The sequence below is a fragment of the Kitasatospora terrestris genome (assembly GCF_039542905.1).
GTDB classification, from domain to species: Bacteria; Actinomycetota; Actinomycetes; order Streptomycetales; family Streptomycetaceae; genus Kitasatospora; species Kitasatospora terrestris.
Map to the genome: position 1 here is coordinate 1,700,528 of NZ_BAABIS010000001.1, position 12,015 is coordinate 1,712,542.

General features: G+C 64.6%; 6 protein-coding genes and 3 rRNA genes. 1 reads left to right on the top strand and 8 read right to left on the bottom strand.

Annotated features, from left to right (window positions below):
- Positions 1 to 35: 35 nt before the first annotated feature.
- From ABEB06_RS07935 to ABEB06_RS07970, 8 genes are all read right to left on the bottom strand, one after another.
- Entirely contained in the window at positions 36 to 989 is a 954-nt protein-coding gene (locus ABEB06_RS07935; RefSeq protein WP_345696095.1) for a DUF881 domain-containing protein, read from the bottom strand.
- Positions 990 to 999: 10 nt separating this feature from the next.
- Positions 1,000 to 1,332: a small basic family protein gene (locus tag ABEB06_RS07940; protein WP_073927316.1), complete on the bottom strand. Its 333-nt coding sequence runs from the start codon at positions 1,330 to 1,332 to the stop codon at positions 1,000 to 1,002.
- Positions 1,329 to 2,318, bottom strand: a complete 990-nt coding sequence (locus ABEB06_RS07945) for a DUF881 domain-containing protein (protein WP_345696096.1) — start codon at positions 2,316 to 2,318, stop codon at positions 1,329 to 1,331. Before ABEB06_RS07945 ends, ABEB06_RS07940 begins: the two co-directional genes overlap by 4 nt.
- A 157-nt stretch (positions 2,319 to 2,475) precedes the next feature.
- A complete protein-coding gene (locus tag ABEB06_RS07950; protein ID WP_345696097.1) occupies positions 2,476 to 4,971 on the bottom strand; it encodes a sugar phosphate nucleotidyltransferase in 2,496 nt (831 codons plus the stop codon).
- A gap of 124 nt (positions 4,972 to 5,095) precedes the next feature.
- A complete protein-coding gene (gene clsA, locus ABEB06_RS07955; RefSeq protein WP_345696098.1) occupies positions 5,096 to 5,707 on the bottom strand; it encodes a cardiolipin synthase ClsA in 612 nt (203 codons plus the stop codon).
- Positions 5,708 to 5,810: 103 nt separating this feature from the next.
- Positions 5,811 to 5,927: ribosomal RNA gene (rrf, locus tag ABEB06_RS07960) — 5S ribosomal RNA — on the bottom strand.
- A gap of 67 nt (positions 5,928 to 5,994) precedes the next feature.
- A 23S ribosomal RNA gene (locus tag ABEB06_RS07965) occupies positions 5,995 to 9,099 on the bottom strand.
- Between the two features lie 271 nt (positions 9,100 to 9,370).
- Positions 9,371 to 10,892, bottom strand: a 16S ribosomal RNA gene (locus ABEB06_RS07970).
- The 16S, 23S and 5S rRNA genes sit together here, the layout of an rRNA operon.
- 667 nt (positions 10,893 to 11,559) lie before the next feature.
- Here ABEB06_RS07970 and ABEB06_RS07975 point away from each other — a divergent pair.
- Positions 11,560 to 12,009 (top strand): PTS sugar transporter subunit IIA, encoded by a 450-nt coding sequence (locus ABEB06_RS07975; protein WP_345696099.1) that lies wholly within the window; start codon positions 11,560 to 11,562, stop codon positions 12,007 to 12,009.
- The last annotated feature ends 6 nt before the right edge of the window (positions 12,010 to 12,015 follow it).

Genomic DNA, 12,015 nt, shown 5'->3' on the forward strand with positions numbered 1-12,015 from the left:
GCAGGAAACTGACGATCCGTGCGGAATCCGTTCCCTCACTTCGCCGCCGGCTTGCCGTACTGCAACTGCTTCGGCGCGACCAACGCGTCGACGACGACCTTCTGCTGCTGACTGATGGTGGCCTTGGCCTGCTGCTTCTCCAGGCTGCGGACCACACCACCGGGAATGTTCAGGGCGGGCGTCAGATCCTGCGGATTCCCGATCACGGTGAAACGGAACGGCTGTGCGACGTTCTTCCCGTCGATCTGCACCCCGCCCGACGCGTTGTCGGTGAAGTAGGTTCCGGCCACCACGCGCACATCGTTGATCTGAATCGCCTCCGCCCCCGCCGCTCGGAGTTCCTGCAGCGTGTCCAGCAGCATATCCGCCTTCACCTGCCCTTGGGGATCGTCGATCGTCAGCACGATCCCCGGACCCGTCGCCTTCACCGTACCTGCCAGAACACCCAGTTCAGCCGTCTTCTTCCTGGTCTGCTCCTGAGCTTCCTTGGCCTGATTGGAACTGTTCTCCAACTGCGCCAGGGACTGCTCCAGCTGCGCCTTCTCCTGCTGGAGACGCTGCTGGCGGCTGTCCAGTTCGTCGAGGATGCGGACCAGATCCTCCTGGCGCGCCCCGCGCAGCTGGTCGTGGTCGTTGGTCGAGCGCACCTGGATGGCCAGACCCAGCCCCAGCGCGAACAGCAGCAGCGCCACCACCAGCTGCCCCCGCGACACCCGCGGCGGCCACAGCGCGGCCCGCATCCGCCGCCGCGCGTCCGACGGCACCGCCGCCCCGGCGGGCTGAGCAGGCCCGGCGGCCGGCTCCGCCCGTTCCTCGGCCCGCTCCACCGGTTCCCCGGGCTCCGCGGACACCTCGGGCTCCGCGGGCTCGGCCGGCCCCACGGGCGCCTCGGGCTCCACGGGCTCGACCGACTCGGGCGCGGCCTTCTCCGGCAGTTCCTCGGGCTCCCGACGCCCGCCCTTGTCCTTGTCCCTGTCCTCGTTCGCCACGGCTCGCTCCCTACGCCCTGAACACGTGCCGGCGGATCGCCGCAGCGTTGGAGAAGATCCGGATGCCCAGCACGACCACCACACCGGTCGACAGCTGCGACCCGACGCCCAGCTGGTCACCCAGGAACACGATCAGCGCCGCCACCACGACGTTCGACAGGAACGACACCACGAAGACCTTGTCGTCGAAGATCCCGTCCAGCATCGCCCTGACACCGCCGAACACCGCGTCCAGCGCCGCCACCACCGCGATCGGCAGGTACGGCACCACGGCGTCCGGCACCTCGGGCTGGACGAACAGGCCGACGACCACGCCGATCACAAGACCCAGTACGGCAATCACGGTGTTGCGACTCCTGTCCGAGTAGAGGTAGGGGAGGGAGGGGCCGACGTGCTCGGCGCCGCCGACACGGACGCCGAAGCGGACGCCGAAGCCGAAGCGGTCGGCGTGGGCACCACGGGCTGGGCCCAGCGCAGGGTCACGCCCAGCGCCGCCGGCAGCGTCAGGCTCTTCTGCACCGACAGCGCGTACTTGATCCCGTAGCTGTCCTGAATGATCTTCAGGTACCGGCCGCCCTGGTTGTCCTGGAACCCGGCAGCCAGCTGCGGGCCGTTCCCGATCGCCAGCACCGTGTACGGCGGCACCAACGGCCGGTTGTCGACCAGGATCGCGTCACCGGCCGCCCGGATCGCCGACAGCGCGGTCAGCCGCTGCCCGTTCACCGAGATCCCCTCCGCACCGGCCTGCCACAGCCCGTTCACCACGTACTGCAGGTCGTGGTCCTTCAACCGGCCGCTGTTGCGGAAGCCCTCGGCGTTGCGCGGGTCGCTCACGTTGCCGCCCGCACCCGTGCCGGACGCGTCCTCTATCACCAGCTTGACGCCCGGGCCCGTCATCGCCGCGGTCCCGGTCTGCGCGGCCAGCTCCGCCAGGCCGCCGTCCCCCGTCTGCAGCGCCTGCTGCTGCGCCGCGGCGACCTTGTCGCGGTCCTCCTCGACCTGGTGCTGCAGCCGGTCCGCCGCCCTGGTCGCGTCGTTGACCCGGTGGATCAGCGCGTCCCGCTCCTTCGCGAGGGCCGGCGCCGCCTCGTGCGTGTTCACCGCGCCCACCGTCACCACGGTCGCCGCCAGCGCCAGGCCCAGCGCCAGCATCAGCCGGCCCCTGGACGTCCCGGGCAGCCGGTACGGCCCGGCCGAACCCTTCGCCTTGGCCGCCTCGGCGTACCCGTCGTCGAGGCTGTGCTCCATCACCGTGGTCAGCAGGGACATCGAGGCGTCCGGGCGGTTGTACCGCCCGTTCTGGTCACCCGGCGTCGATGTTGCTGGCATGCGGGACATCGTCCCACGTCGCGGCCGCCGACCACGACCTGCCCCTACTGGTGGCGAACCGATCGTCGACGGATCGCAACATACCGACACGAAGGTGCCGGGGAGGCGTGGCCCTGGGCCACGCCTCCCCGGCACCCGCCGGACGGTCTGCGACCGGTCAGCGACCGGCCGAGTCGACCACCACCGCCCACTCGTCCAGCAGCTGCGACGCCGCCTCGTCGTCCGGGCCCTCCGCCCACAGGTGGGTCACCGCCTCCGCCGGGTCCGGCAGCACCAGCGTCCACCGCCCGTCCGGCTCGACCACCCGCACGCCGTCCGTGGTGTCGAGCCGCCGGTTCCCGGCCGCCTCCACCACCGAGCGCATCACCATGCCCTTCGCCGCCCACGGCGTCGCGATGTCCCGGCGCTGGATGTGCGCCTGCGGGATCCGCGCGTCGATCTGGCTCAGGGTGAGCTGGGTCCGCGCCACCAGGCCGACCAGCCGCACGAACGCCGCGGCGCCGTCCAGCACCCCGCTGAACTCCGGCACCACGAACCCGCCGCGCCCGTCACCGCCGAACACGGTGCCGTCCGCCGCCGCGGCCTTCGCCAGGTCGTCGGGCGAGGTCGTCGTCCAGATCACCTGCGTGCCGTGGTACGCCGCGACCTGCTCGGCGATCCGGGTCGTGGTCACCGGCAGGGCGACCTGCCCGCTGCGCCGCTCCGCGGCCACCAGGTCCAGCAGCACCAGCAGCGCCCGGTCGTCCCCGATCACCCGGCCGAGCTCGTCCACGAAGGACACCCGCTCGCCCACCGGATCGAAGCGCACGCCGAACGCCGCCCGCGAGGAGGCCACCAACTCGCCGAGCCGCGCCAGCGCCGCCCGCCGCTCCTCGCGGTCCTCCGTCGGCCGGGCCTCGTCCAGGCCGCTGTCCACGGTCAGCGCCTCCACGCCCAACCGGCCGAGGATGCTCGGCAGGACGAGGCTCGCGCTGCCGTGCGCCGCGTCCACGACCACCTTCAGGCCCGCCTCGCGCACCCCCGTGGTGTCGATCGCCCCGAGCAGGTTGCCCGCGTACGAGTCGAACACCGACGACGGGTGCAGCAGGTCGCCGATCTCACCGGGGAACGCCCGGCGGAACTCCTGCCGCGAGTACACCCGGTCCAGCTTCCGCTGCCCGGCCTGCGAGAGGTCCGCGCCGCGTTCGTCGAAGAACAGGATGTCCAGCGAGTCGGCCACACCCGGCGTGGTCCGCAGGAAGATCCCGCCGGCACTGCCGCGCGCGGTCGCCTGCCGGGCCACCGGCATCGGCACGTTCTCCAGGTCGCGGACGTCGATCGCACTGGTCTGCAGCGCCGAGATCATCGCCCGCTTGAGCGCCCGCGCACCACGCGAGTGGTCACGCGCGATGGTGACGCTGACGCCCTTCTTCAGCGTGGTCGCGTACGCCCCCGCCAGCCGCACCGCCAGCTCCGGCGTGATCTCCACGTTCAGGATGCCGGACACGCCGCGCACGCCGAACAGGTGCTCCTGCCCGCGCGACTCCCAGATCACCGAGGTGTTGACGAACGCGCCGGCCTCGATCGTCTTGAACGGGTAGACCCGGACGTTGCCCGAGATGATCGACTCCTCGCCGATCAGGCACTCGTCACCGATCACCGCGCCGTCGTCGATCCGGGCCGCCCGCATCACGTCGGTGTTCTTGCCCACCACGCAGCCGCGCAGGTTGCTCTGCGGCCCCACGTACACGTTGTCGTGGATCACCGCCTTGTGCAGGAACGCACCGCGCTTCACGACCACGTTGCTGCCGAGCACCGTGTGCTCCCGCAGCTCGACGCCGGCCTCCACCTTCGCGTAGTCACCGATGTACAGCGGCCCGCGCAGGACCGCCTCCGGGTCGACCTCCGCGCCCTCGGCCACCCACACGCCCGGCGAGATCTCGAACCCGTCCAGCTCGACCTGCACCTTGCCGTCGAGGACGTCCGCCTGCGCCTTCACATAGGACTCGTGCGTGCCCACGTCCTCCCAGTAGCCCTCGGCCACGTAACCGAAGACCGGCTTGCCCTCCTTCAGCAACTGCGGGAACACGTCGCTCGACCAGTCGACCGACTCGCCGGCCGCGACGTACCCGAACACCTCCGGTTCCATCACGTAGATACCGGTGTTCACGGTGTCCGAGAACACCTGGCCCCAGGTCGGCTTCTCCAGGAAGCGCTCGACCCGGCCCTCGTCGTCCGTGATCGTGATGCCGAATTCCAAGGGATTGGGCACCCGGGTCAGGCACACCGTGACCAGCGCGCCCTTCTCCCGGTGGAAAGCAATCAGGTCGGAGAGGTCGAAGTCGGTGAGCGCGTCACCGGAGATCACCAGAAACGAGTCGTCCTTGAGCGCGTCCTCGGCGTTCTTCACACTTCCCGCGGTGCCGAGCGGGATTTCCTCATTGGCATACGTGAGATGCATTCCCAGGTCTTCGCCGTCACCGAAGTAGTTCTTGACGAGCGACGCCAGGAACTGCACCGTGACCACGGTGTCGGTGAGGCCGTGCTTCCTCAGCAGCCGCAGCACGTGCTCCATGATCGGCCTGTTGGCGACCGGAAGCAGTGGCTTCGGCATGCTCGAGGTCATCGGGCGGAGTCGAGTACCTTCCCCGCCCGCCATCACAACGGCTTTCATTACGGGTGCGTCCTCCTTCGCGGTGGTGAACCCTGCGGATCCATCAAACCGGTCCGAAGCATCTCTACCCGGATGAAAACGTCCGACTCACCGAGGAGGTCGTGTGGAACGTCTCAGGCTGATCTCAAACAGCGGCCGCGCGCTCCGCCTTCACGATCTGCCGCGCCTGCACCGCGTACAGGATGCCCGCCCACCAGTACAGCGTCGTCCCCCACCAGATGAACGCCCAGCTCACCACGCCGGCCACCCGGTGGACCCAGCCCTCCCCCACCCCCAGCAGCAGAAGCGGAAACGCGTACATCAGATTGAACGTGGCCGCCTTCCCCAGGAAACTCACGTTCAAGGGCCCGTACCCGATCCGGTTCAATCGAAGCAGCACCACGCCGACGAACAGCTCGCGCGCCACCAGCAGCGCCGTCACCCACCACGGCAGGATCTCCCGCCAGGTCAGGCCGACCAGCGTCGACACGATGTACAGCCGGTCCGCCGCCGGGTCCAGCAACTGCCCCAGCCGGCTGATCTGCCCCCAGCGCCGAGCCAGCTTCCCGTCCAGGTAGTCGCTGACCCCGCTCAGCATCAGGATGACGATCGCCCAGCCGTCATTCGTCGGCCCCCCGAACACCGGCCACAACACCAGCCAGAGGAAGATCGGCACGCCCACCAGCCGAGCCATGCTCAGCAGGTTCGGAATGGTGAGGACACGGTCGGTCTGGACTCGTGTCTCCTGGACCTCCACCTGAGGATCCTCCTGTGACGTGACGTGCGGCAGGTGTGCGGATTGACCATACAACACAAGAAGCCCCTGACCAGTAAAGGTCAGGGGCTTCTTCTGAATGATTGTTCGGCGGCGTCCTACTCTCCCACAGGGTCCCCCCTGCAGTACCATCGGCGCTGTGAGGCTTAGCTTCCGGGTTCGGAATGTAACCGGGCGTTTCCCTCACGCTATGACCACCGAAACACGGTGAAACTGATCCGCCGGAGCGGGTCGTGGTTTCAGAACCAACACAGTGGACGCGAGCAACTGAGGACAAGCCCTCGGCCTATTAGTACCGGTCAACTCCACCCCTCACGGGGCTTCCATATCCGGCCTATCAACCCAGTCGTCTACTGGGAGCCTTACCCTCTCAAGGAGGTGGGAGTGCTCATCTCGAAGCAGGCTTCCCGCTTAGATGCTTTCAGCGGTTATCCCTCCCGAACGTAGCCAACCAGCCATGCCCTTGGCAGGACAACTGGCACACCAGAGGTTCGTCCGTCCCGGTCCTCTCGTACTAGGGACAGCCCTTCTCAACACTCCTACGCGCACAGCGGATAGGGACCGAACTGTCTCACGACGTTCTAAACCCAGCTCGCGTACCGCTTTAATGGGCGAACAGCCCAACCCTTGGGACCTACTCCAGCCCCAGGATGCGACGAGCCGACATCGAGGTGCCAAACCATCCCGTCGATATGGACTCTTGGGGAAGATCAGCCTGTTATCCCCGGGGTACCTTTTATCCGTTGAGCGACGGCGCTTCCACAAGCCACCGCCGGATCACTAGTCCCTACTTTCGTACCTGCTCGACCCGTCGGTCTCACAGTCAAGCTCCCTTGTGCACTTACACTCAACACCTGATTGCCAACCAGGCTGAGGGAACCTTTGGGCGCCTCCGTTACCCTTTAGGAGGCAACCGCCCCAGTTAAACTACCCACCAGACACTGTCCCTGATCCGGATCACGGACCCAGGTTAGACATCCAGCACGACCAGAGTGGTATTTCAACGACGACTCCACCATGACTGGCGTCACGGATTCACAGTCTCCCACCTATCCTACACAAGCCGAACCGAACACCAATATCAAGCTATAGTAAAGGTCCCGGGGTCTTTCCGTCCTGCTGCGCGAAACGAGCATCTTTACTCGTAATGCAATTTCACCGGGCCTGTGGTTGAGACAGTCGAGAAGTCGTTACGCCATTCGTGCAGGTCGGAACTTACCCGACAAGGAATTTCGCTACCTTAGGATGGTTATAGTTACCACCGCCGTTTACTGGCGCTTAAGTTCTCAGCTTCGCCCGACCGAAATCGGACTAACCGGTCCCCTTAACGTTCCAGCACCGGGCAGGCGTCAGTCCGTATACATCGCCTTACGGCTTCGCACGGACCTGTGTTTTTAGTAAACAGTCGCTTCTCGCTGGTCTCTGCGGCCACCACCAGCTCAGGGAGCACGTCCCCTCACCAGCCGTGGCCCCCCTTCTCCCGAAGTTACGGGGGCATTTTGCCGAGTTCCTTAACCACAGTTCACCCGAACGCCTCGGTATTCTCTACCTGACCACCTGAGTCGGTTTGGGGTACGGGCCGCCATGAAACTCGCTAGAGGCTTTTCTCGACAGCATAGGATCATCCACTTCACCACAATCGGCTCGGCATCAGGTCTCAGGCTCGTGTTGTGCGGATTTGCCTACACAACGCCCTACACCCTTACCCCGGGACTACCACCGCCCGGGCTGGACTACCTTCCTGCGTCACCCCATCGCTCACCTACTACAGACTTGGACCGGCGGCTCCACCACGTCCCATCGTCCGAAGACTCCGGGCCGGCTTCACGGCCTTAGCATCACCTGGTTCGACGTTGGCGCTTCAAAGCGGGTACGGGAATATCAACCCGTTGTCCATCGACTACGCCTGTCGGCCTCGCCTTAGGTCCCGACTTACCCTGGGCAGATCAGCTTGACCCAGGAACCCTTGGTCAATCGGCGCAAGAGTTTCCCACTCTTGTATCGCTACTCATGCCTGCATTCTCACTCGTGAACCGTCCACAACTGGATTCCTCCGCTGCTTCACCCGGCACACGACGCTCCCCTACCCATCACAGCAGGCGTTGGCCCTCTTGCTGCAATGACACGACTTCGGTGGTGTACTTGAGCCCCGCTACATTGTCGGCGCGGAATCACTTGACCAGTGAGCTATTACGCACTCTTTCAAGGGTGGCTGCTTCTAAGCCAACCTCCTGGTTGTCTCTGCGACTCCACATCCTTTCCCACTTAGCACACGCTTAGGGACCTTAGTCGGTGTTCTGGGCTGTTTCCCTCTCGACCATGGAGCTTATCCCCCACAGTCTCACTGCCGCGCTCTCACTTACCGGCATTCGGAGTTTGGCTAAGGTCAGTAACCCGGTGAGGCCCATCGCCTATCCAGTGCTCTACCTCCGGCAAGAAACACGCGACGCTGCACCTAAATGCATTTCGGGGAGAACCAGCTATCACGGAGTTTGATTGGCCTTTCACCCCTAACCACAGGTCATCCCCCAGGTTTTCAACCCTGGTGGGTTCGGTCCTCCACGCGGTCTTACCCGCGCTTCAACCTGCCCATGGCTAGATCACTCCGCTTCGGGTCTTGGGCATGCAACTGTATCGCCCTGTTCGGACTCGCTTTCGCTACGGCTACCCCACACGGGTTAACCTCGCTACACACCGCAAACTCGCAGGCTCATTCTTCAAAAGGCACGCAGTCACAGCCCGAAGGCTGCCCCCACGGCTTGTAGGCACACGGTTTCAGGTACTATTTCACTCCGCTCCCGCGGTACTTTTCACCATTCCCTCACGGTACTATCCGCTATCGGTCACCAGGGAATATTTAGGCTTAGCGGGTGGTCCCGCCAGATTCACACGGGATTTCTCGGGCCCCGTGCTACTTGGGTGTTCTTCAAGCGAGCCGTACAGATTTCGCCTACGGGGGTCTTACCCTCTACGCCGGACCTTTCGCATGTCCTTCGACTATCCATACGGTTTCTGACTCGCCGACCGGCCGGCAGACCGATCCAGAAAAAACCCACGACCCCCAAGCGGCAACCCCTGCCGGGTCTCACACCACTTGGGTTTAGCCTCATCCGGTTTCGCTCGCCACTACTCCCGGAATCACGGTTGTTTTCTCTTCCTGCGGGTACTGAGATGTTTCACTTCCCCGCGTTCCCTCCACATACCCTATGTGTTCAGGTATGGGTGACAGCCCATGACGACTGCCGGGTTTCCCCATTCGGACACCCCCGGATCAAAGCTCGGTTGACAGCTCCCCGGGGCCTATCGCGGCCTCCCACGTCCTTCATCGGTTCCTGGTGCCAAGGCATCCACCGTGCGCCCTTAAAAACTTGGCCACAGATGCTCGCGTCCACTGTGCAGTTCTCAAACAACGACCAGACACCCACCCTCGAATGCCCTGAAGCACCCTCAAGTGAGACCGGCACTGAGACAACGTTTCCGTTCCCTCAGGACCCAACAACGTGCCCGACACACCCGACCCCGATCCGCGTTCCACGCCCCGAAGAGCAGTACTGACGGTCATCACCGTGTATGCCGAATAGTCAACGTTCCACCCATGAGCGAGCACTCCGGAACACTCGTCCGAAGCTGCTGTGTGCTCCTTAGAAAGGAGGTGATCCAGCCGCACCTTCCGGTACGGCTACCTTGTTACGACTTCGTCCCAATCGCTGGTCCCACCTTCGACGGCTCCCTCCCAAGGGTTAGGCCACCGGCTTCGGGTGTTACCGACTTTCGTGACGTGACGGGCGGTGTGTACAAGGCCCGGGAACGTATTCACCGCAGCATGCTGATCTGCGATTACTAGCAACTCCAACTTCATGGGGTCGAGTTGCAGACCCCAATCCGAACTGAGGCCGGCTTTTTGGGATTCGCTCCGCCTCGCGGCATCGCAGCCCTTTGTACCGACCATTGTAGCACGTGTGCAGCCCAAGACATAAGGGGCATGATGATTTGACGTCGTCCCCACCTTCCTCCGAGTTGACCCCGGCAGTCTCCTGTGAGTCCCCATCACCCCGAAAGGCATGCTGGCAACACAGAACAAGGGTTGCGCTCGTTGCGGGACTTAACCCAACATCTCACGACACGAGCTGACGACAACCATGCACCACCTGTACACCGACCACAAGGGGGCGCCCATCTCTGGACGTTTCCGGCGTATGTCAAGCCTTGGTAAGGTTCTTCGCGTTGCGTCGAATTAAGCCACATGCTCCGCTGCTTGTGCGGGCCCCCGTCAATTCCTTTGAGTTTTAGCCTTGCGGCCGTACTCCCCAGGCGGGGAACTTAATGCGTTAGCTGCGGCACCGACGACGTGGAATGTCGCCAACACCTAGTTCCCAACGTTTACGGCGTGGACTACCAGGGTATCTAATCCTGTTCGCTCCCCACGCTTTCGCTCCTCAGCGTCAGTAATGGCCCAGAGATCCGCCTTCGCCACCGGTGTTCCTCCTGATATCTGCGCATTTCACCGCTACACCAGGAATTCCGATCTCCCCTACCACACTCTAGCCTGCCCGTATCAAATGCAGACCCGGGGTTAAGCCCCGGGCTTTCACATCCGACGCGACAGGCCGCCTACGAGCTCTTTACGCCCAATAATTCCGGACAACGCTCGCACCCTACGTATTACCGCGGCTGCTGGCACGTAGTTAGCCGGTGCTTCTTCTGCAGGTACCGTCACTTGCGCTTCTTCCCTGCTGAAAGAGGTTTACAACCCGAAGGCCGTCATCCCTCACGCGGCGTCGCTGCATCAGGCTTTCGCCCATTGTGCAATATTCCCCACTGCTGCCTCCCGTAGGAGTCTGGGCCGTGTCTCAGTCCCAGTGTGGCCGGTCGCCCTCTCAGGCCGGCTACCCGTCGTCGCCTTGGTAGGCCATTACCCCACCAACAAGCTGATAGGCCGCGGGATCATCCTGCACCGCCGGAGCTTTCCACCAACCCCCATGCAGAGGAAGGTCATATCCGGTATTAGACCTCGTTTCCAAGGCTTGTCCCGGAGTGCAGGGCAGATTTCCCACGTGTTACTCACCCGTTCGCCACTGATCCACCCCGAAGGGCTTCACCGTTCGACTTGCATGTGTTAAGCACGCCGCCAGCGTTCGTCCTGAGCCAGGATCAAACTCTCCGTGAATGCTTTCACGAAAGAGCGGCACGGCAACCACCGGAATAAGGCGGCCCCGCGCACTGCGTCCTCGCTAGTGTTACTTCAAAAGGAATCTCCAACCCCGGAACGATCCGGGGCCGGGGATGTCAACATATCTGGCGTTGACTTTTGGCACGCTGTTGAGTTCTCAAGGAACGGACACTTCCTTCGGACCGCCTTCCAGCGGGCCCTCCGGGCGCTTCGTTCGTGATTCGAGCTTATCAGATCGTTTACCGGGTGTTGACCGCGGCTTTACGTTCCGGACTTGCTCTGTTAACCGCCGACTCGCGGCGACCTGAGCAACGATAGCGGGTTCCGGGCCCAGCGCCAAAACGCGACGCGCCCGACTTCACCCGTACGGGGGACGCCCGGGGTGGCTGAGCTGCGAGGTGGGGATCGTCGGGGCCGCCCGGATGCCGTAGAGTGCGGCGCGTCGGCCAAGTGGTCTAGTCCACTTGCGGGCCCGACGGGCGGATCTTGATCTCCGCGCGGGGCGGTGCGTACACGCGCCGCTGCGCGGAGGCCTCGTACGGCCGGTCGGGCGCGATCGCGGTATGTCCCGAGATGTCCGAAGTTGGCATAATTTAGGCTCAGTCGATGTACCGGCCGCTACCGCAGCCACACGCGCTGTACTCCGTACCTGGGAGGCTCCACCATGACCACTGTGACGTCGCCGCTCGCCGGTCGCGCCATCGGGCTCGCCAACGTGCCCGACCCCGTTTTCGCCGGCGCCATGGTGGGCCCCGGTACTGCGATCGACCCGGTCCGCGAGCCCACCGAGGCGGTGGCTCCGGTGGACGGGCTGGTCGTGTCGATGCACCCGCACGCCTTCGTGGTGATGGACTCGGACGGCCACGGCGTGCTGACCCACCTCGGGATCGACACCGTGCAGCTGAACGGCGAGGGCTTCGAACTGCTGGTCAACAAGGGCGACCAGGTGAAGCGCGGCCAGCCGGTGATCAAGTGGAACCCGGCCGCGGTCGAGGCGGCCGGCAAGTCGCCGATCTCGCCGATCGTGGCGCTGGAGGCGTCCGCCGAGCAGCTGGGCGCGGTCGCCGAGACCGGTGACGTGGCCACCGGCGGCGAGCTCTTCACCTGGAACTGAGCCGGC

Bases quoted from the DNA above. Each gene is read 5' to 3' on its own strand.
- ABEB06_RS07975 (WP_345696099.1), top strand. From the start codon at position 11,560: ATGACCACTGTGACGTCGCCGCTCGCCGGTCGCGCCATCGGGCTCGCC.
- ABEB06_RS07950 (WP_345696097.1), bottom strand. From the start codon at position 4,971: ATGAAAGCCGTTGTGATGGCGGGCGGGGAAGGTACTCGACTCCGCCCG.
- ABEB06_RS07945 (WP_345696096.1), bottom strand. From the start codon at position 2,318: ATGCCAGCAACATCGACGCCGGGTGACCAGAACGGGCGGTACAACCGC.